The sequence below is a fragment of the Bradyrhizobium sp. LeoB3 genome (assembly GCF_055456055.1).
On sequence record NZ_JBVBEF010000042.1, the window covers coordinates 48,986 to 74,817 of the forward strand.

Annotated in this window: 25 protein-coding genes, 2 pseudogenes and 1 riboswitch; of the genes and pseudogenes, 14 read left to right on the plus strand and 13 right to left on the minus strand. The window is 62.0% G+C overall.

The features are described from left to right. Positions 1-62: 62 nt before the first annotated feature. The 3 genes from ACZXDY_RS24900 to ACZXDY_RS24910 all read left to right on the plus strand — a co-directional run bounded on the left by ACZXDY_RS24900 (position 63) and on the right by ACZXDY_RS24910 (position 1,110). A complete protein-coding gene (locus ACZXDY_RS24900; protein WP_464347300.1) occupies positions 63-341 on the plus strand; it encodes a hypothetical protein in 279 nt (92 codons plus the stop codon). 80 nt (positions 342-421) lie between these two features. Next, entirely contained in the window at positions 422-652 is a 231-nt protein-coding gene (locus ACZXDY_RS24905; protein WP_028163513.1) for a hypothetical protein, read from the plus strand. A gap of 125 nt (positions 653-777) precedes the next feature. Next, complete coding sequence (locus ACZXDY_RS24910) at positions 778-1,110, plus strand: PilZ domain-containing protein (protein ID WP_464347301.1); 333 nt, start codon at positions 778-780, stop codon at positions 1,108-1,110. A gap of 47 nt (positions 1,111-1,157) precedes the next feature. Here ACZXDY_RS24910 and ACZXDY_RS24915 read toward each other — a convergent pair whose 3' ends face one another. The 4 genes from ACZXDY_RS24915 to ACZXDY_RS24930 all read right to left on the minus strand — a co-directional run bounded on the left by ACZXDY_RS24915 (position 1,158) and on the right by ACZXDY_RS24930 (position 2,961). After that, on the minus strand, positions 1,158-1,391 hold the full coding sequence (locus ACZXDY_RS24915) for a DUF6894 family protein (protein WP_028163512.1): 234 nt from the start codon (positions 1,389-1,391) through the stop codon (positions 1,158-1,160). A gap of 130 nt (positions 1,392-1,521) precedes the next feature. Next, positions 1,522-1,731 carry a hypothetical protein gene (locus ACZXDY_RS24920; RefSeq protein WP_028163511.1) on the minus strand — a complete coding sequence of 70 codons (210 nt, stop codon included), beginning with the start codon at positions 1,729-1,731 and terminating at the stop codon, positions 1,522-1,524. A gap of 753 nt (positions 1,732-2,484) precedes the next feature. Beyond that, positions 2,485-2,652, minus strand: coding sequence for a hypothetical protein (locus tag ACZXDY_RS24925; RefSeq protein ID WP_464347302.1), 168 nt, complete (start codon positions 2,650-2,652; stop codon positions 2,485-2,487). Between the two features lie 129 nt (positions 2,653-2,781). Continuing rightward, positions 2,782-2,961, minus strand: coding sequence for a hypothetical protein (locus tag ACZXDY_RS24930; RefSeq protein WP_130228479.1), 180 nt, complete (start codon positions 2,959-2,961; stop codon positions 2,782-2,784). Positions 2,962-3,221: 260 nt separating this feature from the next. Between ACZXDY_RS24930 and recA the strand changes: the two genes are divergently transcribed. From recA to ACZXDY_RS24945, 3 genes are all read left to right on the plus strand, one after another. Next, positions 3,222-4,310, plus strand: coding sequence for a recombinase RecA (recA, locus tag ACZXDY_RS24935; RefSeq protein ID WP_028163509.1), 1,089 nt, complete (start codon positions 3,222-3,224; stop codon positions 4,308-4,310). A gap of 107 nt (positions 4,311-4,417) precedes the next feature. Beyond that, positions 4,418-5,044 (plus strand): hypothetical protein, encoded by a 627-nt coding sequence (locus ACZXDY_RS24940; RefSeq protein ID WP_464347303.1) that lies wholly within the window; start codon positions 4,418-4,420, stop codon positions 5,042-5,044. Continuing rightward, complete coding sequence (locus tag ACZXDY_RS24945; RefSeq protein ID WP_464347304.1) at positions 5,026-5,394, plus strand: hypothetical protein; 369 nt, start codon at positions 5,026-5,028, stop codon at positions 5,392-5,394. Before ACZXDY_RS24940 ends, ACZXDY_RS24945 begins: the two co-directional genes overlap by 19 nt. 154 nt (positions 5,395-5,548) lie before the next feature. On the opposite strand, the gene gcvP is transcribed toward ACZXDY_RS24945, so the two are convergent. Genes gcvP through gcvT form a run of 3 tightly spaced genes read right to left on the minus strand, consistent with a single transcriptional unit; the run spans position 5,549 to position 9,955 of the window. Beyond that, on the minus strand, positions 5,549-8,422 hold the full coding sequence (gene gcvP, locus ACZXDY_RS24950) for an aminomethyl-transferring glycine dehydrogenase (protein WP_464347305.1): 2,874 nt from the start codon (positions 8,420-8,422) through the stop codon (positions 5,549-5,551). Between the two features lie 9 nt (positions 8,423-8,431). After that, positions 8,432-8,797: a glycine cleavage system protein GcvH gene (gene gcvH / locus ACZXDY_RS24955; protein ID WP_028163506.1), complete on the minus strand. Its 366-nt coding sequence runs from the start codon at positions 8,795-8,797 to the stop codon at positions 8,432-8,434. Between the two features lie 12 nt (positions 8,798-8,809). Further along, positions 8,810-9,955 carry a glycine cleavage system aminomethyltransferase GcvT gene (gene gcvT / locus ACZXDY_RS24960; protein ID WP_464347306.1) on the minus strand — a complete coding sequence of 382 codons (1,146 nt, stop codon included), beginning with the start codon at positions 9,953-9,955 and terminating at the stop codon, positions 8,810-8,812. 133 nt (positions 9,956-10,088) lie between these two features. Then, positions 10,089-10,178, minus strand: a riboswitch (glycine riboswitch). Between the two features lie 203 nt (positions 10,179-10,381). Between gcvT and alaS the strand changes: the two genes are divergently transcribed. After that, on the plus strand, positions 10,382-13,054 hold the full coding sequence (alaS, locus tag ACZXDY_RS24965) for an alanine--tRNA ligase (RefSeq protein ID WP_464347307.1): 2,673 nt from the start codon (positions 10,382-10,384) through the stop codon (positions 13,052-13,054). A 6-nt stretch (positions 13,055-13,060) separates the two neighbouring features. Continuing rightward, on the plus strand, positions 13,061-14,305 hold the full coding sequence (locus ACZXDY_RS24970) for a cyclic nucleotide-gated ion channel (RefSeq protein WP_464347308.1): 1,245 nt from the start codon (positions 13,061-13,063) through the stop codon (positions 14,303-14,305). Between the two features lie 38 nt (positions 14,306-14,343). Here ACZXDY_RS24970 and ACZXDY_RS24975 read toward each other — a convergent pair whose 3' ends face one another. Continuing rightward, positions 14,344-15,648, minus strand: a complete 1,305-nt coding sequence (locus ACZXDY_RS24975; protein WP_464347309.1) for a beta-propeller fold lactonase family protein — start codon at positions 15,646-15,648, stop codon at positions 14,344-14,346. Positions 15,649-15,768: 120 nt separating this feature from the next. Between ACZXDY_RS24975 and ACZXDY_RS24980 the strand changes: the two genes are divergently transcribed. Then, a complete protein-coding gene (locus ACZXDY_RS24980; RefSeq protein WP_464347310.1) occupies positions 15,769-16,701 on the plus strand; it encodes a LysR family transcriptional regulator in 933 nt (310 codons plus the stop codon). Between the two features lie 140 nt (positions 16,702-16,841). Continuing rightward, positions 16,842-17,209 (plus strand): annotated as a pseudogene (locus tag ACZXDY_RS24985) (cyclic nucleotide-binding domain-containing protein); the annotation flags it as partial. 41 nt (positions 17,210-17,250) lie between these two features. Here ACZXDY_RS24985 and ACZXDY_RS24990 read toward each other — a convergent pair. After that, positions 17,251-18,441: a dipeptidase gene (locus tag ACZXDY_RS24990; protein ID WP_464347311.1), complete on the minus strand. Its 1,191-nt coding sequence runs from the start codon at positions 18,439-18,441 to the stop codon at positions 17,251-17,253. 313 nt (positions 18,442-18,754) lie between these two features. Next, positions 18,755-19,519 (minus strand): L,D-transpeptidase, encoded by a 765-nt coding sequence (locus tag ACZXDY_RS24995; protein WP_464347315.1) that lies wholly within the window; start codon positions 19,517-19,519, stop codon positions 18,755-18,757. A 523-nt stretch (positions 19,520-20,042) separates the two neighbouring features. Between ACZXDY_RS24995 and ACZXDY_RS25000 the strand changes: the two are divergent. The 3 genes and pseudogenes from ACZXDY_RS25000 (at position 20,043) to ACZXDY_RS25010 (ending at position 22,761) form a co-directional block, all read left to right on the plus strand. Continuing rightward, positions 20,043-20,872, plus strand: a pseudogene (locus ACZXDY_RS25000) (oxidoreductase). An 8-nt stretch (positions 20,873-20,880) separates the two neighbouring features. After that, positions 20,881-21,897, plus strand: coding sequence for an AraC family transcriptional regulator (locus ACZXDY_RS25005; protein WP_464347312.1), 1,017 nt, complete (start codon positions 20,881-20,883; stop codon positions 21,895-21,897). Between the two features lie 222 nt (positions 21,898-22,119). Further along, positions 22,120-22,761 carry a class I SAM-dependent methyltransferase gene (locus ACZXDY_RS25010; RefSeq protein WP_464347316.1) on the plus strand — a complete coding sequence of 214 codons (642 nt, stop codon included), beginning with the start codon at positions 22,120-22,122 and terminating at the stop codon, positions 22,759-22,761. Between the two features lie 36 nt (positions 22,762-22,797). On the opposite strand, the gene ACZXDY_RS25015 is transcribed toward ACZXDY_RS25010, so the two are convergent. After that, on the minus strand, positions 22,798-23,238 hold the full coding sequence (locus ACZXDY_RS25015) for a VOC family protein (protein ID WP_464347313.1): 441 nt from the start codon (positions 23,236-23,238) through the stop codon (positions 22,798-22,800). A 328-nt stretch (positions 23,239-23,566) separates the two neighbouring features. Here ACZXDY_RS25015 and ACZXDY_RS25020 point away from each other — a divergent pair, with 328 nt between their 5' ends. Beyond that, complete coding sequence (locus ACZXDY_RS25020; RefSeq protein ID WP_028169411.1) at positions 23,567-23,965, plus strand: RidA family protein; 399 nt, start codon at positions 23,567-23,569, stop codon at positions 23,963-23,965. Positions 23,966-24,224: 259 nt separating this feature from the next. Here ACZXDY_RS25020 and ACZXDY_RS25025 read toward each other — a convergent pair whose 3' ends face one another. Further along, complete coding sequence (locus ACZXDY_RS25025; RefSeq protein ID WP_463331995.1) at positions 24,225-25,340, minus strand: DUF6895 family protein; 1,116 nt, start codon at positions 25,338-25,340, stop codon at positions 24,225-24,227. Positions 25,341-25,345: 5 nt separating this feature from the next. After that, the gene (locus ACZXDY_RS25030; RefSeq protein WP_028169413.1) at positions 25,346-25,540 is read right to left on the minus strand and encodes a hypothetical protein; all 195 of its coding nucleotides are present in this window, start codon (positions 25,538-25,540) and stop codon (positions 25,346-25,348) included. Positions 25,541-25,832: the final 292 nt, after the last annotated feature.

Sequence of the window (25,832 nt, forward strand, 5' to 3'; positions counted from 1 at the left end):
GTGCGGCTTGGGCGATGCTATACGCGAGGCCAATCCCCAGGGGAGTAGCAAGGGAGCATTTCATGAGAATTCTGGGCGCCATCGCTGTCGTGGCGATGCTGGCAACGCCGGCCTACGCGCAAATATCGACCCCCCATATCAATCTGCTTTCGGACGGGCCGTCGAAGACGCCTGATGAGATCGAGCAGGACCAGATCAGGGACAAGGCCTACAGGGAATCGCTGAAGAAGATTCCGGACGCCAAGACGTCGTCCGATCCGTGGGGGACCGTTCGGAGCGATGCTCCCAAGGCCGCTACCCCGGCCAAGCCGAAGACCAAGACCGGCAGCGCGCAGCAGTAGCGCCGGCCCGCGCGGAGACTCGGATTCGGTCTCCGCTCGCCCTATATTTGGCCTGTCGTCACCTGGTTTGGAATTGCGACATGGCCCTGCGTCCGCGTGATCTCGCGAGCCGAATGGCCGCCCGGCGAAAGCGGGGCGACGGCTTCCTGCGCGAGACCTTTACCCTGCCACGCGACGAGGCGCGGTTGAAGGCGCGCGACTTCCTCAACCGGTATCCGAAGGCCGCCTATATGAGCGCGGTGGAAAGCTGGCGCGAATTGCCCGGCGACCGGATCGAATTCACGATGCGTCGTCTCGCCAGCGCCGATTGAGAGCCTTGATTTGATGTCTCGGCGGTAGGCTGATCCTGCCTGGTTTCCCCTAAATTGTGAGCGGTTTTGCACAAGCGGGATTCAAGCTTTCCGCCGTAATTCTCCGCTCGCGAGGGGATTACGCAATGACGAGACACCGCAACGATCTCGGTGAGCGCAAGCATGTCCGGGTGGAAATACAAAAGTCGGGATTCCTGATCCCGGCGCCCGATGCGCCGTGGATCGAATGCCGCGTGCACGACGTGTCCGACAGTGGCGTGTGCCTGGAGGTCGGCGCGATGGCGGTGCCAAAAGTGTTCGGGCTCTCGTTCACTGCCGGCGGTGAGGTGATGCGGGTGTGCGCGCTGATCTGGCGCCGGGGCGAACTGGTCGGCGCTCGCTTCGTCAGCGCGAAGGAACTGCGGCAGGGCCAAGGGCCAAACGAGCCGGACCCAAAGCCGCAGACGGTGTTGATCTAGATTTTGTCTTGGCGCGTTTCCTGCGCAGGTGCTCGAAAGCGCTCCAGCTAGTCCAGCGTTTTCGCGACCAGCCGGATCCGGAAGACCGGGCTCCTGGCCTCGTCCAGCAGTTCTATCTGCCACTCCGCATTTTCCTGAAGATGACGCGACACGCCGCCGATCATGTCGGCGCAGACACGCGTCATCTCCTTCCACGCAGCGTCGCGATCGGCGAACTCCGCACCGTCATTGCAGATGCCGGTGCCGTCGGCGGTTCGGATGCGAAAGAAATAGAGCGGCATAAGATGGCACCGGCGCATCAAAGGCCGCCGACCGGCAACCCACTGGGAGCAAAAGCTCAGTGGAGGTCCTGACGGGGGAAAGATCAATCCCGGTTATTTACGGTAGTGCTCTTAGCGCAATGTAGTGCTGTCAGCGCAATGATGAGTCTGCGGTGCTGCTCGCTTCGCGACTGACCTTCTTCAGTTCGCGATCGATGCGTAACTGAACCCGTCTGATCGCGAGCAACTGAAGCTTCGCCTCGGTCTTGCCGGTCTTGATTGTATCGCCGATCTGAAACTGCCACTTCCACACACCGGGGGTGGCCAGTGTGACGGTATATTCGACGCCCTTATGGATCATCTCTTAGGCTCCGCGCACACCCGGCGGTATTCCAGGCCGAACGAAGGTTGCGCCACCTTGCAGTCTGCCGAAGGGCAGTTGCCCCAGCCTTGCGCGATCCGATCGCCGGTCCCGGTATTTCCAAACCTATCACTCGCCGTCCCCAGTTTAACGCAAGTTAACATCGATCGAATCCCACCGTTCCAGCGGGTTGCATATTTTTCCCATGGTTTAGTAGATCCGCTGGGACGCGCCATTGCCGACGCGTTTGATTAAACTGCTTCATGCGGTGCGTGACGGAACTATCTCGGAAACGTGGCAGTCGCGGCGATCCGTCAGGTGTGGAGGGATCCCGTCAAGCAGGCCCGTTCGAAAACTCGTGCGTTCTCGGGCAGATGCACCAAATCGCGAACATTTTGATGGAACTTTGTTCTTGTCCGGAGAACTACGGCGCCCGCGCGGGCTCGATCGGTACATGGACACCCGGTGCTCGCCCACATTGGGTTTCAGTCGCGGACGATCGCTGTCATCGGGGCGGAGCAATCGTAGCTCGGCGGTGGGACTGCAGGTCTGCGCGGGCTGTCGCTCCACTGCTTGCCGTCGGCGGCGATCGGATGCCAGCGAGCAAGCCATTGCGCGCAAGCGTCGATCTGGAGCGCGTGTTGGAGGAACCTCCGCAAGGCACACGACGAGCTTTGCGCGAGCGCCTGATCGATCGCAGTCGAGTTCACGACTGCTGGTTCTTCCCAACCATCTCGACGGGATGGCGCGGCCTTATTGTTGCAACTGCCCTTGCTCGGCGTAGACAGCCAGCCGCTCATATTCTTCGGCGATCTTAAGCAGCCTTTCGCGCGAGCTACGGTACGCAAACGACTCTGCTTTGGTACGGGTTTCCTCCGCTCGCTCTCGCCAGTAGCGCGGGTCTTGCAGCGTGTTTCTCATGGCATTTCCCGTTCTGATCTGTCTGAAAGACAATTCCGGAACGGAAGAGATGCTCCCTCGCAAGGAAGAAACCCGGATGCCCGCTAACTTGCGTTAAGCTCGAAAGGAACTTCGTTCTCGGTCGGAGAACTACGGATTGTCGCCCTCTCTCGGAAACGGCTCAAAGGTTTGACGTCCCAGGAACGTGTCAGGCTTTGCACTTTGTTCGAGGAGTTCGAAAGACTGGGCGACGATCTCGCGCGACCGTGTAGCGATGACATCGTCCTGTGTCCGGGACGGGCGGCAAATATGGGTGCGCCAGTCGATCATGTTCGGGCTCCCTCAGATTTATGCAGGCGGGAGCGCGATTGGTCTCTCAGCCACCGACGCCTACGGGGCGGATCCGCTGCCGATGATGGACGGGCAACTCGGACGGTGCAGGTTTGGTTCGAAGTGAGGGCTGGAGGCAAAAGAACATATTGCGAACATGGAACAAAGGTGGTACAGAATTTTCAACGCAATAAACCATCGATTTCTTATCGCGCCCCGTTTGTCCCGCTAGCGAATCCCCGTCATAAGGAGCACATCCAATGTCCGCCACTGCCCTGCGTATTGTCGAAGGATCCTCCATGGATAAGTCCAAGGCTCTGTCTGCTGCGCTGTCCCAGATTGAGCGCCAGTTCGGCAAGGGCTCGGTGATGAAGCTCGGCAAGAGCGACCGCTCGATGGATATCGAGACGGTATCATCGGGGTCGCTTGGGCTCGACATCGCGCTTGGCGTCGGCGGCCTGCCGAAGGGACGTATCGTCGAGATCTACGGGCCGGAGTCGTCAGGCAAGACCACGCTGGCGCTGCACACGGTGGCGGAAGCGCAGAAGAAGGGCGGCATCTGTGCCTTCATCGACGCCGAACACGCGCTCGACCCGGTCTATGCGCGTAAGCTCGGCGTCAATATCGACGAGCTTCTGATCTCGCAGCCGGATACCGGCGAGCAGGCGCTGGAGATTTGCGACACGTTGGTGCGCTCGGGCGCGGTCGACGTGCTGGTGGTCGATTCGGTGGCGGCGCTGGTGCCGAAGGCCGAGCTCGAAGGCGAGATGGGCGATGCGCTGCCCGGCCTGCAGGCGCGCCTGATGAGCCAGGCGCTGCGCAAGCTCACCGCTTCCATCAACAAGTCCAACACCATGGTAATCTTCATCAACCAGATCCGCATGAAGATCGGCGTGATGTACGGGTCACCGGAAACGACCACCGGCGGCAATGCGCTGAAGTTCTACGCTTCCGTCCGTCTCGACATCCGCCGCATCGGCGCGATCAAGGAGCGCGACGAGGTGGTCGGAAACACCACGCGCGTGAAGGTGGTGAAGAACAAGCTGGCGCCGCCCTTCAAGCAGGTCGAGTTCGACATCATGTATGGCGAGGGCGTCTCCAAGATGGGCGAGATCCTCGACCTCGGCGTCAAGGCTGGCATCGTCGAAAAGTCTGGCGCCTGGTTCTCCTATGACAGCCAGCGGCTCGGTCAGGGCCGCGAAAACTCCAAGGCGTTCCTCCGCTCCAACCCCGATATCACCAGCAAGATCGAGCTTGCGATCCGGCAGAACTCCGGCCTGATCGCCGAGCAGATCCTCGCGGGCACCCCCGAGCGTGACGCCGACGGCGAGGAGCCGGCGGAAGAGTAAGTTTTTTCGAAATATCCGATTTCTTCGCGGGAAGCGGGCGCTGAGGACGTTGAGTTGCCGACGTCTTCGGCGCCCGTTTCGTTTTTTGCGCGATTGCCGAGGGGGCCATGAAGCGCCTGATCCTGACCAGTTCGTCCGGCTACTGTCTCATGCGTATGGACCTCGCTGAAGCCGTCATTCCTTTTACCACTCGCTTTGTATGGGGATCGTTGCCGTCTCCGGGCGAACTCGCAACCTATGTCGCCGGGTGCCCTGAGCAACATCGACCGGGATCTCACTGGTCGGACTTCGTCGGCCAGTTTGGAAACGACAGCGGAGCTCGCAAGAACCTCCCCCTCGTCGAATTTTGCGGGCCCTATGAGACCATCGAACTATGGTTTGATCCGCAGCCGAATGATCAGTTGCAATTGATCTGGCTGCTCGATTTCTTTCGTTCCCACCCGGAAACAGCGGCCAAGTTGAGGTTGCGCATTGTCGACTTCGATCTGATCATGATGGACCACGAAGGGCCCGCCGCGGAGTACGTTCGCAAAGTCGACGTCACCGGGGCAATGCTTGAAACGGGAAGCATGAGCTGGCAGGCATATAGGGCGCCGACGCCAGAACCTTGCTTTCACCTCCTGGGCAAGGATTTGAGTGCGCTGCCGATGCTCAGGCGAACTCTGATTTGCTCGAAGAGCTTCCCTCGGCTTCCACCGGGCTGGGTGCTACGGAAATGCGGATTCTGGAGCTGATCTCAAGGGGCTATGCGAACATCAATCCGCTTTTCCACATGAGGAAGCTTCGCCAAACGCACGTCTTCAACGAGTGGGAGCGGGGTTACCTGCTTGACGGGCTTGGGCTCGGCCCGACCCCTGCGGTCGCGGGACTCGACGAAGAGCTGCGGACGATCAGACGGGATAACTTGCGGGACCGGCATACGGCGCTCCTGCGAAGCCGACTGTCGCTCACCACGTTTGGCAAGGCCGTCGTCGCCCACAAGGAAGATTTCAGCCGCCACAACCCGATCGACCGCTGGTGGGGCGGCACACATTTGACCAATGATAGCCTCTGGCGCTGGAATCCGAGGCTCGTCGCGCCGTGACACGCCCGTAGGATGGGTAGAGCGCAGCGAAACCCATCATTGCCGCCAAGCGGACGGGCGCGATGGGTTTCGCTGCGCTCTACCCATCCTACAACTCTACGATTTCGAGGTTCCGGGGCCGCGCCATTGCGCGCCCCGGAATGACGGCGTCACCTCACTCCGCGGCCTGTGCGTAGTCGCTCACCGGCGGGCAGGAGCACACCAGGTTGCGGTCGCCGTAGACATTGTCGACGCGGCCGACCGGGCTCCAATATTTGTCTGACCGGGAGACGCCGTCGGGGAAGCAGCCCTCAGTGCGGCTATAGGCGCGATTCCATTCGTCGTCGGCGATATCGTGCACGGTGTGCGGCGCGTTCCGGAGCGGTGAGGCTTCGACCTTGAAGCGGCCGCTCTCGATCTCGGCGATCTCCTGGCGGATCGCGATCATGGCATCACAAAAACGATCGATCTCGGCCTTGGATTCCGATTCCGTCGGCTCGATCATCAGCGTGCCCGGCACCGGGAAGCTCATGGTCGGCGCGTGGAAGCCGTAATCGATCAGGCGTTTTGCAATGTCGTCGACGGTGACGCCCGCCGAGGTCTTCAGCGGCCGCGGATCGACGATGCATTCATGCGCGACGCGGCCCTTGGCGTTGCGGTACAGCACCGGGAAATGCGCCTGCAGGCGTGCGGCGATGTAATTGGCGTTGAGGATCGCGATCTCGGTGGCGCGCGTCAGGCCTTCGCCGCCCATCATCAGGATGTAGATGTAGGAGATGGTCAGGATCGACGCCGAGCCGAACGGCGCGGCCGACACCGGCCCGACCGGGTGCGGCGTGCCGCCGTCGGTTGCGGGATGGCCGGGCAGATAAGGGGTCAGATGCGCCCGCACGCCGATCGGGCCCATGCCGGGGCCGCCGCCGCCATGCGGGATGCAGAAGGTCTTGTGCAGGTTGAGATGGCTGACGTCGGCACCGTAATCGCCGGGCCGCGACAGTCCGACCTGCGCGTTCAAATTGGCGCCGTCGAGATAGACCTGTCCGCCATGGGCATGCACGATATCGCAGATCTCGCTGATGTGCTCCTCGAACACGCCATGCGTCGACGGATAGGTGATCATCACAGCCGCAAGATTCGCCGAATGCTTCTCCGCCTTGGCGCGGAGATCATTGACGTCGACGTCGCCGCGCGCATCGCAGGCGACCACCACGACGTCCATGCCGGCCATCGCGGCGGATGCCGGATTGGTGCCGTGGGCGGAGGAGGGGATCAGGCAAATCTTACGATGCGCCTCGCCGCGCGCGGCATGATAGCCGCGGATCGCGAGCAGGCCGGCATATTCGCCTTGCGCCCCGGAATTCGGCTGCAGCGACACCGCGGCATAGCCGGTGATGTCGCACAGCCATTTTTCCAATCGCGTAAACAGCGCGTGATAGCCCTTGGCCTGATCTGCCGGCGCGAACGGATGCAGGCTGCCGAACGCCGGCCAGGTCAGCGGCACCATCTCCGTGGTCGCGTTCAGCTTCATCGTGCAGGAGCCGAGCGGGATCATCGCGCGATCGAGCGCGAGGTCGCGATCGCTCAGCTTGCGCATGTAGCGGAGCAGCTCGGTCTCGGAGCGATGCGCGTGGAACACGGGATGGGTCAGGAACGCGGTGGTGCGCTTCAATTCCGTCGGCAGCGCCTCACGCGCGCCGGTCTCGATGTCGGCATAGGCAAGCGTACCGCCGAATGCGCGCCACACCGCCTCGATGATTTCGGGGGTCGTGGTCTCGTCAACGGCGATGCCGAGTGTGCTGTCGCCGATCCGCAGATTGATCTTCTCCGCGCGCGCACGGGCAACGATTTCGCCTTGCTTCGCGCCGACCTCGACGGTCAGCGTGTCGAAGAACGCCTCGCGCGTCGGCGCAAAGCCGAGCTTGCGCAATCCCGCCGCCAGCACCGCGGCGCGGCGCTGCACGTTGCGCGCGATATGGGTCAGGCCTTCGGGGCCGTGATAGACCGCATACATCGAGGCGATCACGGCGAGCAGCACCTGCGCAGTGCAGATGTTGGAGGTCGCTTTCTCGCGGCGGATGTGCTGCTCCCGGGTCTGCAGCGCCAGCCGATAGGCCGGCATTCCGCGCGAATCCACTGACAGCCCGACGATGCGGCCGGGCAGCGAGCGCTTCAACGCATCGCGCACCGCCATGTAGGCGGCATGCGGGCCGCCATAGCCCATCGGCACGCCGAAGCGCTGCGCCGAGCCGATCGCGATGTCGGCGCCGAGCTCGCCCGGCGACGCCAGCAGCGTCAGCGCCAAAAGATCGGCGGCGACGATCGCGAGCGCGCCCTTGGCACGCAGCGCGGCGATCACGGGCCGCAGGTCGCGCACCGCGCCTGATGTGCCCGGATACTGCAGGAGGGCGCCGAGCACGTCGGCCTTGTCGAGATCGGTGAGGGGATCGCCGACGATCAGGCTCCAGCCCAGCGGCTCGGCGCGGGTACGCAGCACCGCAAGCGTCTGCGGATGGACTTCGTGGTCGACGAAGAATGCCTGCGCCTTCACCTGCGAGTGTCGCTCGGCAAGGGCCATCGCTTCGGCCGCAGCGGTTGCTTCGTCGAGCAGCGAGGCGTTGGCAACGTCGAGCCCGGTGAGGTCGCAGATCATGGTCTGGAAGTTGAACAGCGCTTCCAGCCGGCCCTGGCTGATCTCGGGCTGATAGGGCGTGTAGGCCGTGTACCAGGCCGGATTTTCCAGGATGTTGCGCTGGATCACCGCCGGCAGGATCGTGCCGGAATAGCCTTGGCCGATCAGCGAGGTGAACACCTGGTTCTGCGCGGCCAGCTCGGTCATGTGGGCCAGCGCCTCGGTCTCGCTCAGCGCACGGCCGAGATCGAGCGGGGCCTTCTGCCGGATTGATGAGGGCAGCGTCTCGCCCATCAGCGCGGCGAGGCTGGTGGCGCCGACGGTCTGCAGCATCGCATCGACGTCGCGTGGCGAGGGGCCGATGTGGCGGCGCACGAAGGTGGCCGCGGCTTCACTGGTCGGTTTGAACGGCGCGTTCATGGAAACCTCTCAGGCGGTGTGGGCTTTGTAGGCGGCTTCGTCCATCAGGCCGCCGAGTTCGCCCTTGTCGGCGATCTTCAGCTTGAAGAACCAGGCCTTGCCTGCGGCATCCGAATTGACCAGCGCCGGCTCGGCGGCGAGCGCGTCATTGACCTCGAGCACTTCGCCCGAGATCGGCGCGTACACGTCGGAGGCCGCTTTCACGGATTCGACGACGGCGGCGGCTTCCGCCTTCTTTAGCGCGCGCCCGACCTTCGGCAGCTCGACGAACACGACGTCGCCGAGCTGTTGCTGCGCGTAATCGGTGATCCCGATCGTGGCGACATCGCCCTCGATGCTGAGCCATTCGTGGTCGGACGTGTAGAGCGTCGTCATGAAAAGTGTCCTCTAGCGTTTATAGGTGTTGGGAACGAAAGGCGTGGCGGCGACCGCAAGCGGCAGGCGCTGGCCGCGCACCTCCGCAAAAACATTGGTGCCGATGCCGGAGAGCGGGGTGGGCAGGTAGCCGATCGCGACCGGTGCATTGAGGCTGGGGCCAAAGCCGCCCGACGTTACCTTGCCGATCGCCTCGCCCGTATCAGCATCGGCAAACAGCGGCGCACCCTCGCGCACCGGCGCGCGTCCCTGCGCCTTCAAGCCGACGCGGCGGCGCGGTGCGCCATGCTCGAACTGGTCGAGGATCTTGTCCGCGCCCGGAAAGCCGCCGCCGCGGGCGCCGCCCTTGCGGCGGCTCTTCTGGACCGACCATTCCAGCGCGGCTTCGACCGGCGTGGTGGTGGTGTCGATGTCGTGGCCGTAGAGGCAGAGCCCGGCCTCCAGCCGGAGGCTATCGCGCGCGCCGAGCCCGATCGGCAGCACATCCGGATTATCCAGGAGTTGGGTCACCAGCGCTTCGGCATGCTCCGCGGGAACGGAGATTTCAAACCCGTCCTCGCCGGTGTAACCGGAGCGGGAGACGAAGCAGTCGAACTCAGCGACGCGGCGCGGGCCGGCGTCCATGAACTTCATCGACGGCGCGTCTGCACAAATTTTCGCCAGCGCCGATTCGGCCCTGGGCCCCTGCAGCGCGATCAGCGCGCGGCCCGACAGCGAATCGATATCGCAGGCATCGGACAAATGTCGCCGGAGATGCGCCTCGTCCTCGGTCTTGCAGGCCGCATTCACCACCAGGAACAGGTGATCGCCGAAATTCGCGACCATGAGGTCGTCGAGGATGCCGCCGTCGGCGTTGGTGAACTGGGCATAGCGCTGCCGTCCCGGCGCGACGCTGAGGATGTCCTGCGGCACCAGCCGCTCCAGCGCCAAAGCTGCGTCGGAAACCCTGCCGGATTTCGGCCGCAGCGCGAGCTGGCCCATATGGGAGACGTCGAACAGCCCGGCGGCGGCGCGCGTATGAAGGTGCTCCTTCAGCACCCCGGCGGGATACTGCACGGGCATCTCGTAGCCCGCGAACGGCACCATCTTGCCTCCGCGGGCGAGGTGCAGCGCATAAAGGGGAGTGCGTTTGAGGTCGGATTCGTCTCGCGCAAGCATTGCAGGGCCCTCGCGGTTCCCTGGGGACCATCCCCTGGAAACCCAAAAGCCCCATCTGTCGCTTTGCCTGAGAGTATTATCCCGTCGGCGGGCGCGCCCGGCTTGAAGCCTCACGCGCCTCTTTCCAGATGTCAGTGGTCACGCGGTCCTTTTGCCTGAGAGTTTCCGGGGCGGTTGCTCCTTCGGCGCCGGCTCAAGGCCGGTCTCTCCCGACGTGACTGATACTAGATAAGAGGGAAACACGACGCGGCCAAGGCTGTCAACGCGGCTGCGGCAACTATCAACGGCCGGTTTACGCGATCGCGGCAAGCCTATGATGTGCTTGCACAGTTTCTGGACACCGCCGTGCGCCTTGTCTAAAAGCGTTCGGCCGGAAGATTAACCCTTTTGTGGCGGATTCCGGGCCCCTTTTCCGGTTGGATGGCTATGAGCAGCGTCAACGACATCAGGTCGACCTTTCTGAATTTCTTCGCGAAGAACGGCCACGAGATCGTGCCGTCGTCGCCGCTGGTTCCGCGCAACGATCCGACGTTGATGTTCACCAATGCCGGCATGGTGCAGTTCAAGAACGTCTTCACCGGCGTCGAGAAGCGCCCCTATCAGCGCGCGACCACCTCGCAGAAATGCGTGCGCGCCGGGGGCAAGCACAATGACCTCGACAATGTCGGCTACACCGCGCGCCATCACACCTTCTTCGAGATGCTCGGCAACTTCTCGTTCGGCGATTACTTCAAGGATCGCGCGATCGAGCTGGCCTGGAACCTGGTCACCAAGGAATTCGGGCTCCCGAAGGACAAGCTGACGGCGACCGTCTATATCGACGACGACGAGGCCTTCAATCTCTGGAAGAAGATCGCCGGCCTGCCGGAATCGCGCATCATCCGCATCGCCGGCTCCGACAATTTCTGGCAGATGGGCGATACCGGCCCGTGCGGCCCGTGCTCGGAAATCTTCTACGACCATGGCGACAAGGTCTGGGGGGGCCCGCCCGGCTCGGCGGAGCAGGACGGCGACCGCTTCATCGAGATCTGGAATCTCGTGTTCATGCAGTTCGAGCAGCTCGAGGGCGGCGTGCGCAATCCGCTGCCGAAGCCCTCGATCGACACCGGCGCGGGACTGGAGCGCGTCGCCGCCGTGCTGCAGGGCGTCCACGACAATTATGACATCGACCTGTTCGTCTCGCTGATCCGCGCCATCGCCGATCTCACTGGCGCCGATCCCAGGGGAGAGCACAAGGCGTCGCTGCGCGTGATCGCCGACCATCTGCGCGCGTCCTCGTTCCTGATCTCCGATGGCGTGCTGCCCTCCAATGAAGGTCGTGGCTACGTGCTGCGCCGCATCATGCGCCGCGCGATGCGCCATGCGCAGCTCCTCGGTGCGCGCGAGCCATTGATGCATCGCCTGGTCTGGGCGCTGGTCCGCGAGATGGGCCAGGCCTATCCGGAACTGGTGCGCGCTGAGAAACTGATTGAAGAGACGCTGCGGCTGGAAGAGACCCGCTTCCGCAAGACCTTGGAGCGCGGTCTTGCCATTCTCGATGAGAAGAGCGCCGGCCTGAAAAAGGGCGACATGTTCGATGGCGACACTGCGTTCACGCTCTACGACACCTATGGTTTCCCGCTCGACCTGACTCAGGACGCGTTGAAGTCGCGCGGCATCAGCGTCGATCAGGCCTCCTTCACCGACGCGATGGAGCGCCAGCGCGAGAAGGCGCGTGCGGCCTGGGCCGGAAGCGGCGAGGCTGCGACCGAGAGCATCTGGTTCCCGCTGCGCGAGAAGCTCGGCGCGACCGAATTCTTGGGCTACGAGACCGAGCGTGCCGAGGGCGTGGTCGCGGCACTGGTGAAGGACGGCGCCGAGGTCGACGGCCTGAAGGCCGGCGAGAGCGGCGCGGTGGTCCTGAATCAGACGCCGTTCTATGCGGAGTCCGGCGGCCAGGTCGGCGACACCGGCCTGCTCACCGGCGAGGGCGTCACCTTCCGCGTCACCGACACCCAGAAGAAGGCCGGCGATCTCTTCGTCCACATCGGCCAGGTGGAGCAGGGCACGCTGAAGGCCGGCACCCCGCTGCAGCTCGACGTCGATCACGGCAGGCGTTCGGCGATCCGGCGCAACCACTCCGCGACGCACCTCTTGCATGAGGCGTTGCGGCAGGTGCTCGGCGACCACATCGCCCAGCGCGGTTCGCTGGTGTCGCCGGACCGGCTGCGCTTCGACTTCGTGCACCCGAAGCCGATCACGGCGGAGGAACTCGCCCGGGTCGAGGACATCGCCAATGACGTGGTGCTCGAGAACGACGAGGTCACCACCCGCGTCATGGCGGTCGATGACGCCCGCGAAGCCGGCGCCCGCGCTCTGTTCGGCGAGAAGTATGGCGACGAGGTCCGGGTGGTCTCGATGGGCAAGGGCCCGCGCGAGCAGGGCCAGAACGCGTTTGGCTGGTCCGTGGAATTGTGCGGCGGCACCCATGTGCGGCGCACCGGCGACATCGGCCTGATCTCGGTGACCACCGAGAGCGCGGTCGCCTCTGGCGTCCGCCGCATTGAGGCGCTGACGGGTAGCTACGCCCGCAAGCATGCCAACGACACCATCGCGCTGGCGAAGACCGCGGCGCAGGAGCTGCGCACTTCGGTCGAGGACGTGCCGGCGCGCATCGCCTCATTGATGGAAGAGCGCAAGAAGCTCGAGCGCGACCTGTCGGATGCGCGCAAGAAGCTGGCGATGGGCGGCGGCGCCGCCTCGAACGGCGGGGACGCCGGCGTGCGCGAGGTTGGTAACGTCAAGCTGCTGGCGCGCGCGGTCGAGGGCGTCGAGACCAAGGACCTCAAGAGCTTGGTCGACGACGGCAAGAAACAGATCGGCTCCGGCGTAGTCGCGATCGTCGGCGTCACCGAGGACGGCAAGGCCGGCATCGTGGTCGGCGTCACCGCCGATCTCACCTCGCGTTTCAACGCGGTCGATCTGGTGCGCAAGGGATCGGAGGCGCTCGGCGGCAAGGGCGGCGGCGGCCGGCCCGACATGGCGCAGGCCGGAGGACCTGACGGCGCCAAGGCCAATGCGGCGCTATCCGCGATTGAGCAAGCTTTGGCCGGCGTGTAAGCGACCATGCCGGGCAAGCGCGAGACCGGTGCCCCTGAGTTGCGGGACCGGCTCTACGAGCTGCTCGAACACGATCATCTGCCTTATACGCCCGGCGCGCGCCTGGTCGGGCTGCTGGTCCTGATCATCGCCATCGATGTGCTGGCGGCGATCCTGGCGTCGGTGCCGGAGTTCGACGCCTCGTTCGGGACGCTGTTCACGACCATCGAGGTCGCCGCAGTCATCGTGTTCGCGCTGGAATATGCAGTGCGGATCTGGAGCGTGGCCGGTCACTCCCTGCACGCCACGACGGCCGTGCGGGCGCGGCTCGAATATGTGTTCTCGAGCTTCGGCATCATCGACCTCATCGCGTTCGTGCCGTCGGCGATCGCGCTGATGCTGGGCGACAAGACCGCGGTGGTGATGTTCGGCATGCTGCCGTTCTTGAAGCTGGTGCGCTATTCGCCGGCGATGCGCTCGCTGCTGGCGGCGCTGCACGCCGAGCGGCGCACGCTGGTCGGCTGCCTCGTGATCCTCGCAGGCGCGGTGCTGCTGTTCGCTTCGCTGCTCTACGCGATCGAGCACAAGGTCCAGCCGGACAAGTTCGGCACCATCCCGCAGGCGATGTGGTGGGCGATGGTGACGCTCGGCACCGTCGGCTATGGCGACGTGATTCCGGTGACGCCGCTTGGCAAGATCGTCACGGTGTTCGCGATCGTGTTCGGATTTGCCATGATCGCGCTGCCGGTCGCGATCATCTCGACCGCCTTCGCCGACGAGGTGCGCCGGCGCGATTTCGTCGTCACCTGGGGCATGCTGGCGCGAGTGCCGCTGTTCTCCCACCTCGGCGCCGCCGAGATCGCCGACATCATGCGGCTGCTCCGCGCGCAGACCATCGAACAGGGCGAAGTGCTGGTCCGCCGCGGCGACGTCGCGTCCTCGATGTATTTCATCACCGCAGGCGAGGTGGAGATCGAATTGCCGAGCCAGCGGGTCAGGCTGTCCGACGGCACCTTCTTCGGCGAGATCGCATTGCTCAAGCGCACCAGCCGCTCCGGCACCGTGACAGCGACACGCAAGACGAGGCTGCTGGCGCTCGACGCGCAGGACTTTCACGCTTTGATCGAACGCCTGCCGGCGCTGGCCGCGCATGTGAAGGAGACAGCGGAGGCGCGAATCGCCGACACGATGGAAGTCAGCAAGGGAGATATCGCCGCGGCCGAGATCGCTCAGGCGGAGCCGGCCGAGACCAGCGGCACCAATCACGAATAGCCAAGCCGCAGGCCTGAAGATGGGTGCGCCGCCGGCATTCAGCGCGCCACGATCGTGTGGACGCCGGCCGGAAGTCGTACCCGTTCGTTGGTGCGCTCCAGTCGAGGAGTGTCGCCACGGACAACGCGCCAGACCTCGACTGCTCCGCCGGCTTCGGTGCCGGCTTCACCTGCATAGCGATTGACGCCGACATAGAGCATCTGGCCGGACGGATCGAAGGCGAGGCCCTGCGGCAGGACCGCATCAAATGTCCATTCGCCGCGGTGTACGAGACGGCTGGTTTCAGGATCCAGCTCATAGAGGCTGATGGAGGCTTCGTCAGTGCGATCAGGATCGCCTGAAGGCTTGCCGGTGCCACGCAAGTTCGAAGTCACCAGAAAGCGGCCATCGGGACTGAACGCCATTGTCTCGGAGCCCCAGCCGCCAAGTGCGATATGTGGCACGGTGTGCCGCGCCGCATCCCCGGTTGTGCCGATTTCCGCCGTCCGCACCGTGGTCAGGATGCCCTCCCGCACGCCGTAAAAGCCCTTGGTGTCGATGCCCCACTGCAGATCCGACGTCACATAGAAGCGACCGTCAGGCGAGAACCGTCCGATGAAGGGAAACTTGTTCACCTGCACCCGATTTCCCCAGGGCCGCACCTCGTCTATCGATCCATCCGGACCTCTGACGACCTCGTAAAATGCCACCTGTGCCCGGTCGACCAGGTTGACCGCAATGTATCGGCCGCTTGGGTGCCATTCGACCCAGGTTGATCTCAGTGGAATGAGGCCGCTGGATGGAGGCAGACCGAGGCCGACGCGCTTCACCTGACCGAAGCGGCCATCCCGCACTGGCACGAAGCTCAACTCCCGATCGACGTCGGTGGTCATCGCGACGATCAGGTCGCCGGACGGATTGAGCGCGATGGCTTGCGGCTGTGTACCGACATCGACAATATCGATGATCGCTGGCCCGCGTTCCCTCCGCAAGTCTACGGAGCGGATCACGCTGCCCGCTAGCATTTCACTCAGCTTCGTCGCGCCCGCGGGCCGTGGACGCAGTATCTCGGCGACGAAAGCGAAGCGCGCGTCACGGCTCAATGCGAGCCCACCTGGCGGTCCATAAACCGAATTCGACACTTCAATCATGGTCGGACGCGCTCCTGCGGCGAGCGGCAGGCCGATAATGGCAAGCGTATCGCGATGGTTCGGATCGGCCGGTCCCAGCTCGCCGGTTTCATAGACGGTAGGGACCATGTCGGCGTCGGCGAGGACGGCAAGAAACGACGGCTGTGATTGCGCGCAGACAGGCAGCGACCAGGCGGACGCAGCGACTGCGAGACACAGAGATGCCAGACGCATGGACAGTTCCTTCTCCGTTATTGCGTACGCGGGAAGGAAATTTGCGCAGCGCCATGATATGCGTCAAATAAATATATCACATATAGATATTCTTCATGGAAATATAGCTAGGTGGCGTGCATGAAACTCTCGGCAGTCGACCTGAACCTGCTGGTCGCATTCGATGCCTTGCTGAGCGAGGGCAGCGTCAGTGAGGCCGCCAGGCGCATCGGTCTCAGCCAGCCGGCGATGAGCAAGCGCCTCGCGCGGCTGCGCTCTCTGTTTCGCGATGACCTCTTCCTCCGTAGCGGCGATGGCGTCAGGCCCACGGAGCGCGCGCTCGATCTGGCCGATTCCATCCGCTCGGCGCTGCGGCAGATTGAAGACGCCTTCGGCGGTTACAGCCGATTTGATGCTGCGCGCTCCGCCCGAATCTTTCGGATCGCGACCACCGACAACGTGACCGCGACGCTCCTCCCCGGCGTGATGGGGATGCTGCGCGCCCAAGCCCCCCGCATGGCACTCGTTGTGCGGGCGCTGGATCGAAGGGAGGTGGTCAACGGGCTTGAGCGCGGCGAGATTGACCTCGCGCTGACCCTCATTCCGGATGCGCCCGCGACGATCAAGCGCGCAGCGTTGTTTCCGGAGCGCTACGTATCGTTGGTGTCGGCGCGCCATCCCGAAATCAAGAGAAAGCTGACCTTGGATATGTTTCTGAAGTACCCACACGTTCTGATCACACATGTCGGCGATCTCAAGGGAGCGATCGATCGGCTTCTGGATGAACGAGGGTTGAAGCGGCAGGTCGCGTTGAGCGTGCCCTACCATCTCGCGGTTCCTGAACTGATTGCCGAAACCGACATGATCGCAACTTTGTCCGAGCGCATCGTGCGCAGTTTCGCTTGGCAAGGAGTCCGCAGTTTTACGCCGCCTGTTGACTATCCCGAGTTTCGCCAAACGCTGCTGTGGCATCGACGCAACGACAACGACCCGGCGCATGTCTGGCTCAGGAACGTGATCTTCACGGCGAATGATGGGCTGCAAGGCGCAGAAGCGAAGCATACCCGCTCCTAGAGCCTTGCCGTAGCCCGGATGGAGCGGAACGCGCAACCTGAGACATCAAAGCGCAGACTTCGCATTCGGGCCAGCAGCAGACTGACGGCCTCGCGAGTTTCTTGCTCGTTTTTCTTCCAAAAGCCCCTTGCGCCTCATTCCGCCGCGGCGACGTCGCGTCCTCGATGTATTTGATCACCGCAGGCGAGGTGGAGATCGAATTGCCGAGCCAGCGGGTCAGGCTGTCCGACGGCACCTTTTTGGCGAGATCGTGCTGCTCAAGCGCACCAGCCGCTCCGGCACCGTGACGGCGACACGCAAGACCAGGCTGCTCGCGCTCGACGCCCAGGACTTTCACGCTTTGATCGAACGCCTGCCGGCACTGGCCGCGCATGTGAAGGAAACGGCAGAGGCGCGGATCGCCGACACCGGGGAAGTCAGCAAGGGCGATATCGCCGCGGCCGAGATCGCACAGGCGGAGCCGGCCGAGACCAGTGGCGGAAACGACGAACAGGCCGTGCAGTCATGAATTGATTCATGCCCGCAGAGCATACGGCTGGGCAGTACAGATCATGGATTTTTAGCTACCAACGCTTCGCGAAGCACGCGCAGCAGGTTTTCGCCCATGACTTTTTGGATGTCATCGGCCGATAGGCCCACGTCGAGCAAGGCCTGAGTTACGCCCGCGATTTGACTTGCGTCAAATGCGGTGGTGGTCGCCCCGTCAAAGTCCGAGCCCAGACCTACGTGGTCGATACCAACGAGATCGCGAACGTAGGCTATGGAGCGAGCCACATCCGTTGGCTTCGTTGAGCAGATCGCACCTTCCCAGAATCCTATGCCGATCATGCCTCCAGTTTTGGCAATCCCTCGTATTTCATCGTCGCTGAGATTGCGATTGGCTTTACAAATCGCCTGGATACCGCCGTGGCTAGACACGACTGGGCGAGTCGCTAGCGCAAGCACGTCGGCAACTGTCGCATGGCTTGCGTGGGCGACATCTACCACCATCCCTAAAGCCTCCATGCGACCGACGACCTTCCTTCCAAATGGAGTGAGGCCGCCCTTGTTGACCCCATGCATTGAGCCCGCAACTTCGTTGTCAAAGAAGTGAGTAAGGCCAGCCATTCGAAAGCCAGCAGCATAAAGAACGTCAAGGTTTCCGAGCTTGCCTTCAAGATTGTGCAAGCCCTCAACAGAGAGCATGCCGCCCACAATTGAACTGCCGCCCTGCCTATCAAGAATCAAGCGCTCGATGTCCTGTGGGGTGCGGATGATCCTCAATTTTCCATCTGACCTGCTGGCAAAGCTTCGGAGCTTTTCCGCATGCCATAAAGATCGTTCAAGCTCCGAACCCCACGTTCGCATTGGCTGCACGAAGAGTATGCTTGTCAATGTCTGGGTATCGAAGCTGTCGGCGCTGTTTGACTCGTAGTTTTGACCTTTAGGAGATTTCGTTACCGACGAAAACACCTGTAGCGCATAGTGTCCCTCGATTAATCGCGGCAGGTCGACATGACCAATGTCCGACTTTTCGAGCAAATCGCGTTTCCATAGAAGGCTGTCCGCATGCATGTCCGCAACATTGAGCGTAGCTTGTATGTCTTTCGCCTGCACCGTGATGTTGTATTGGACCGGCACGACTTTACTGTATGCCCGGTCAAGCTTGCTTGGCTTGACCAGAACGTAACGAACTGGGAAAAACACCAGACAAGCCACGGCTGCTAGCAAGCAGCCTGCAATGATTCTCTTCACGGTCATGGCGTGCACCCCCCTCGCCAAAATAAGACAAGCCAAGTCATCTGTCCAAAAGTGCGGCCGAGCAAATTGCTCTAAGCACCGAAGACGTGACGCAAATGTCACAGCCGTGCGGAGCTGCTTTCAGCTATCGAGCGCTTATGTCCGCTGCGGGTCGGTCGCGTCGGTTCGGCTTGGTCAAAGCGCGTCCGGTTTGCCCCTCATTGCCGACATCAAGGCGCTAGACCGAGCGTGTCGCTATGGGCCAGAGGACTTAAAAGCGACGATCTGAATTGCCTCCTTGTCCTCAGTTGCAGACCGAGGACGGAGGACTGAGTTACTGGACCTCGGCGATCTTCGGTCCAGATGACAGCATCTGCGCGTTGGTTGCCGAGGGCCGGTTCGACGGCGATGCCGGGTCCGGCGATCGGAAAGCGGCGTCGGGCGGCGCTCCCTGGGATGGTCGACGGGCAGCGGTTGCCGGTAGCACGATCACTTTCGCTCCGACTTTCACCCGCTCATAAAGGTCCACGACGTCCTCATTGGTCAGCCGGATACAGCCGGACGAAACCCGCTTCCCGATCGTATCGGGCTTGTTGGTGCCGTGAATTCTATATTCGGTCTCGCCCAGATACATCGCCCGAGCGCCGAGCGGGTTGCCGGGACCGCCTGCCATGAACCGCGGCAGATAGGGCTGACGCGAAATCATCTCTGCAGGCGGACGCCAATCCGGCCATTCTGTTTTACGGGCCACAGTCTGCTCACCGGACCATGTGAAGCCTTCGCGGCCAACACCGATGCCGTAGCGCATCGCTTGCGTATCATTCAGAACGAAATAAAGGAATGTGTTTTGGGTATCGATGATCACGGTGCCCGGCGGCTGGTGGCTGGCGTAGTCGATCACCTGCCGAACAAATGCTCCGGGAACGTCAGCGGCTTTTGGTGTTTCGACCTGAGGCGCCGGGACCGAAATCGGAGTCGGAGCTGATGCATGAACTGGAGTTGACACGTAAACCGGAGTTGAGGACGCAAGGGCTTGGTGCGCGGACGGCTTCCTTATCGGCTGCACGGTCGTCGGGCGAAACAGCAAGCTGTACCCCAATGCGGCGGCGGCCACGGCGCCAACTGTAACTCTCGCGACCCCCGGTAGAGCGACCGTCTCTACCTATCCACGTTTGGCTCGCTTACTCATATTTTTCCCCAGATCACTATGTCCGGAAGAGGTACCCAGCAAAATTTAAGAAACTTCGAAGCGATTTCGCTCAGTCTGGAACCGTGAGCGGTGGTTAACGCCGAACTCTTCTTCGGCAACGTAAATATTGGGAGTACCGCTTGATATTTAGCTAGACGCGTTTTCTTCACGCGAACCGGTCTCCACTTCGCTCGAACACGCTCTAGTGATCCTTGCCGTCGCTGGGATCCGCCGTCTTCGCCTGCAGCAGCATTCGTAAAGGCGGCCGGTACGCGTCGACAGCCGCGCGTTCCGGGGCCGCCCGTCCTTTCCCGTTAACCCTCCGTTTGGCTTCGCTGGCGTCGGTTGGCGCAATGTGCAAGTCTTTTGGCGGACTTCGTCAGTGTCGCGGCGCCTGAAGGCCATAGGGTTGGCCGAACACTGTGAGGTTGAGATGAGTGATAGACGCAAGAAGACAGCACTTGTGACCGGGGCGTCCTCGGGCATGGGCAAGGAAATCGCCAAACGCCTGATCAATGACGGCTTTCAGGTGTACGTCGCCGCGCGCCACATCGACAAGATGGATGACCTGGTCGAGCTCGGGGCCAGGGCGTTGCGCATGGACATCTCAAAGGGGGCCGAAATCAAGGCGGCGGTCGACACCATTCTCAGCGAGGTGAACGGTGTCGATGTGCTCGTCAACAACGCCGGCTTCGGCCTGTATGGTCCCGTCGAGGATGTCAGCATCGAGGAGGCGCGATATCAGTTCGAGGTCAATCTGTTCGGTGCCGCCCGACTGACGCAGCTTCTGCTGCCGAAGATGAGGGAGAAGCGCGCCGGCACCATCATCAACATCACCTCGATGGGCGGCAAGATCTATACTCTATTGGGCGCCTGGTATCACGCCACCAAGCATGCGCTCGAAGGCTGGTCGGATTGCCTCCGGCTCGAGCTCGCCGCCTTCGGCATCAAGGTCGTCGTGGTCGAGCCCGGCCTGATCGAGACGGGTTCGGCGACGTGGTCGCCAATGGGCTGCTCAAGCGCTCGGGTGCAGGTCCCTACGCCAAGCTGACCCAGGCGGTCGCGAAGTCGACCCGCGATGCGTACGGCCAGGGCCGCGGCACCGATCCGGGCGTGATCGCCGATGTCGTGTCCAAGGCCGTAAGGGAGAGCAAGCCGCGCACGCGCTACGTTGCCGGCAAATACGCCCAGCCGATGATCAAGATCCGCGAATGGTTCGGCGACCGCATGTTCGATCGCGTGATCATGAGCCAGATGCGGTAGGACCAGCCATGCGTGGAGCGGCCGCAGACAGATGCAAGGTGCCACAGGCCTTCTGGCAGACGGTCGAGCGCATCGGCGTGCCGCCAGCCGCTCTGCTGCGGCAGGCGCGCCTGCCGGCGACCTTGCACCTGAACGGGCAGGGGCATGTCACCACGGATCAGTTCTTTGCTCTCTGGAAGGCCCTCGAGGAGCTGAAGCCAGAGCCCGGGCTCGGAATCGAGCTGGTGCAGCGGACCGACACGGCGGTGCATCCCCCCTCGAGCCTCGTCGCGTTCTACGCGAAGGATTACCGCGACGGGCTGCTTCGCATCGCGCGTTTCAAGCGGCTCTGCTCGCCGGAGCAATTGAGTGTCGCGGAAAGCAAGGGCGAATGCGCCGTCACGGTCGAATGGCCTCACGCAAGCGAGCCGGAGCCCGCGATTTCGACGGACGTGACTTTCGCGTCCTTGGTCGAACTCGGGCGTCGTGGCACCGGGCAGCACTTGGCGCCGAAACGCGTCGAGCTCGTCCGCCCTCGTCCGAAAAGTGACGTCTACCAGAAATATTTCGAATGCCCCATCCGCTTCGGCGCGGCGCGCAACGCGCTCATCCTGAAACCGACCGATCTCGATCGTCCGTTTCCCGGATACAATCAGGCGCTGCTCGAGATGCTCACGCCGGCGCTGGCCTCCGCACTCGGAGAGCTGCAGGCGCGCAGCTCCATCAAGGAGCAGGTCAAGGTCGTGCTCAAGCGCAGCCTTGCGAGCGGACGGCCGGAGCTGTCCGACGTCGCGCGTGATCTAGGCCTGAGCGAGCGCACCCTTCAGCGCCGCATCACCGAAGAGGGCACAAGCTTCCGCGATCTTCTGGTCGAAGCGCGCCAGGAACTCGGGCGGCAGCTTCTGTCCGACCCGTCGGCCGAAATTGACGAAGTCGCGTGCCTCCTGGGCTATCAGGATGCGAGTTCATTCTATCGAGCTTTCCGATATTGGGAAGGCGTGACGCCAAGCCGCTGGCGGGAGCTGCACGGCAACAAACTTCACTAGGAATCCGGATGCATTGAACGTTGAGGCGGCCGCTGCATGCAGCTCCTCGACTTCGGCCTGGTCCACCCCTGCATCTTCTTTGGCGGTTACTGCAAGTCCATTGGCGTGGTTCGCCACCGCCGGTTGGCTGCTCCAGCGATACGAAGAGCTCGACAGCACCGTCCGGAAAATCCGGAAACTCGTGCCGAACAATTTTACTCACCACCAGAGAGGAGCGTCTCCTTGGGTTCCGCTGCCGTTTTGGACTTCTTTGAGTTCATCCGCGCCTTCGTTGCAAATCCGAGGCAAGTCTCTGCGATCGCCCCGTCGGGCCAGACGCTGGCTCGTCTGATGACGCAGGAGATCGTCCCCGGCGCCGGGCCAGTCATCGAGCTGGGACCAGGGACGGGCACCTTCACCAATGCGCTGATCCGGCGCGGCGTTCCGGAACGCGACTTGTTGCTGGTCGAATACGGCTCGGACTTCGTCCGTTTGCTGCAAGAGCGCTTCCCGAGGGCGCGGGTGCTGTGGATGGATGCGCGTCAGCTTTCGCAATACGAGCCCTTCATGTCCCCCGCCGCCGCGGTGGTCAGCGGACTTCCGCTCCTGTCGATGTCGCCGCGCAAGGTGATCGCAATTCTCAGCGGCGCCTTCCGCCACATGCGCGATGACGGCACCTTCTATCAGTTCACGTATGGGCCGCGCTGTCCGGTGCCACGGTCAATTCTTGATCGTCTTGGGCTGAAGGCCAGCCTCGTCGCGAGGACGGCATTGAATATTCCCCCGGCCTCCGTCTACCGCATCCGGCGGCGCCCGCACAGGTGCGTCGAGGGAACACAGCTACCTTACAACGGCGACGATCCGGGCAAGCGCGGAAGTCTATAATCGAGCGGGGCGCAGGAGGCCCTAGCCAGACGCGCCTCAGCCGCCCCGCTGGACCAACTCAACGGTGATGCCCTCAGGACCCTCGAAGAGCCGCAGCTTTCGGCTGATATAGTCCATCTCGTCGCTCAGCACGGTTACGCCGTGGGCCACGAGGTGCGCGGTGGCCGCCTCAATGTCGTCGACGCGGAATGCGAGGTGATTGAAGCCCCGTTGTCGCAGACTCGTCGGGTGCGCACCCGGATCGGTCCCTGGTGTCGGGTCGAACTCAAGCAGCTGGATCTCGAAAGGAGGATCCGCTCCTTCGAGTGCGAGGGTGATGTGCTGCGCTTTCATGCCCGGCATGCCCATGTACCGGGCGGGAAGGCCACCGTCGATCGTCGCGACGTGATCCTTTCTGAAGCCAAGCAGCGCGAAGAACTCGATCGCCGGGCCGGCGTCCGCCACTGCGATAGTAATATGATCTGGATTGAGTATCATCTTATCACTCCCTGCTATCGACGCCGCGCGCTCGGCAGCGCCTGCTCACCTCCGCCGGGTGGAGCTGCGGGCAACTGGCCCTCCGGCTGTTGCAAGGCTACCAGCTCGCTCCGTCGCACGGTAGGCGGGCTCGCGGCGAAGTCTGCTTCGGATCATTCGCGTCGGTTTGACGGTGCGCGGATCACTTCCGGCCGTCCTTCGATAAGCAGACCGTTTCTGCGTCCGCCTGCATGTCTCAAAGGAGCCATACGGCGTCGCGATGGCTTGCCAGTATTTGTGATAAACCAACAGCGAAACGTATCCGAGACAACTTCACAAGGAGAATGCCATGTCCAGAACGAAGGTGTCCGTCCCCGATGTAGCTGAGGCCGGCCCCGAGCTGTGGTCCAACGCTATACGCGCAGGCGACATGCTGTTCATCTCTGGCCAAGTAGCACGTCCCTTTGAAGGCGGCGCCCAGCTAGTCGGCAAGGATGAGTACGAACAGACCAAGCAAATATTTTCCCGCATTGATCGCATCATCAAGGCGGCCGGCGGAACGATGGACAACTTGGTGAAGATGACGATCTACCTGGTCGATATCAGGAACAACACCGAGGTCTGGCGAGCACGCCGCGAGTTCTTCACCGGAGATTTTCCTGCTTCCACCCTTGTTGAAGTGCGGTCCCTTGCGAAGCCGGAAGTGTTGGTCGAGATAGAGGCCGTTGCCTATCTAGGCGGGAGCTGAAGTCTGGGTCAAAAGCCGGCCTCTCGCCTGGCGCACCTCGGTCCGCTCTGTCCCTGAAAGTGGACCTCGTGGCCGTTTGCGACCGAGTTCGGCTAAGGGCCAATAGTGGAGTGGGGAAGTCGGCCGGCCGCTCCGATCCGCCCCGATGCAGAGTGCTCTGCGGGCGGTCCATACTTCGCATTTGGGTGGAAAGCGAACAATCGACTCGACGCGCGGGGGCATTGCCACCAGTGGCGGAGGTGAGTAGTGCATCGACGCCTCAGTGCTGCACCAAAGGATCGGAAGCCGGCAAGCCTCGAAGCTTCTCTAGCTCAACGTTCACAACTCGCCGATAATCGTCATAGACACCCGGTTCTAGTTCTCTTCCGGCACTCCTAATTTCGTTCTCGAACAACGTCCTTATCCCCGCCGTTACTGCGAGCCAATTCAGTTTTTCAATGCACACCTCGTTGTAGAAGGCGCGAGGGCATACATATTGCATCGCGCGAAGACACTGGACAATCTTGTCCGGCGACTTTGCAGCCAAAGACGCAACGAAGTTAGTTAATGTCGTTCCTCGACTAGTATTGCTTGTCGTTCCAGAAAGGACGACTCTATCCCTCTGCATTTTGAAAAGGCTATAAACAAATAGCTCATGGTAAACATTCTGTACGTCGTCTTGCTTCAGCAGGCTCGTCAGCTGCGGCATAAACATTTTCGATAGGTTATCAATGAGGAGGATCTCATGCGGATCGAGGTTTGCGGAGAGGGCGCAGAATGCAGACTCGAAGAAGAGATCGAAATTTCCCCATAACGCGGACTTACCAACAATTATGAGCAATGCCGGGGCAATCCAGCTAGCTGCCGGGGCATGCTGGCCAAAGTCCGTAGAATACATGTATCGGTGAGTGAGCACGTAACACTGCTCAACATTAAAATCGTATGTCCTCTTGTAAAAGGAGGGACAAGGATCACTCACAAGAGTTGGCAACTTACTGCGGCCGGCCATGTAAAGAATGTATTGGTCTTCACAGTCGAGAAACTTTGGCCGGTCTGGATTAAACTGCCTCACTCGCGCGAATTCATCTAGCCATATTTCGTAAAACTGAATACGCGCGATGAAGTTGGAAAGAGCTGCATACGGATACAGTAGTTCCGCGATCCTTAGCGAATTGTCAGCTAATGATATTTGATGCGAGCTATTCAGCTGCTTTTCGAGGAGAGCGACAACGGCATCAAGCCGACTATCCTGCTTTGAACCGAGCAGGTGCAGCGCGCGAGCCATAATAGCCGACTCGCAGAAGAACTTATCTCGCGCGGCAGCACCTGTCACAGCGCCGTTCAATCCATCTACGACCAATCGGAAGAATGGCGTATCGTTCGATGGATCAATCACAGGCGTTAGCCACCGAAAAAGGTGTAGGTCCCGCCGTCCTTATCCTTTTTGCGGAAGACCCACCAAGAGAGGCCTCCGCGGATATCATTCAAGCGCTCGGAAATACGCATGACGCCATCGAGAGTCATACCCTCTTTCAACACGCCGCTGTCAGCTAGCATCTTCTGAATTTCGCGGTCCTCTTCGTCTCTTAGGGCCATTTTTACCTCCTATCGGATGGTGGTCTCGGCCGAGACGGTCGGCGTTCGAAGTAGCGGAAAAAGGCCGTCCGAGCGCCTCCGCGACTTCAACCGAGCAACATAAATCCTAATCCCAATCATACTTCAGAGCAACTAGAAGTAGACGTTCACTCGACCGTTTGTAGTTCGTGCAGCCATTCCTTCATGACGAAACTCAGGTGCATAATGTCCGAGTTGGGTGTGCGCCGTGACAAGGCGGCGCTTTCCAGTGGGTGCAAGTCCCACCCGGCAAACGCTCCAGCCGGAAGCAATC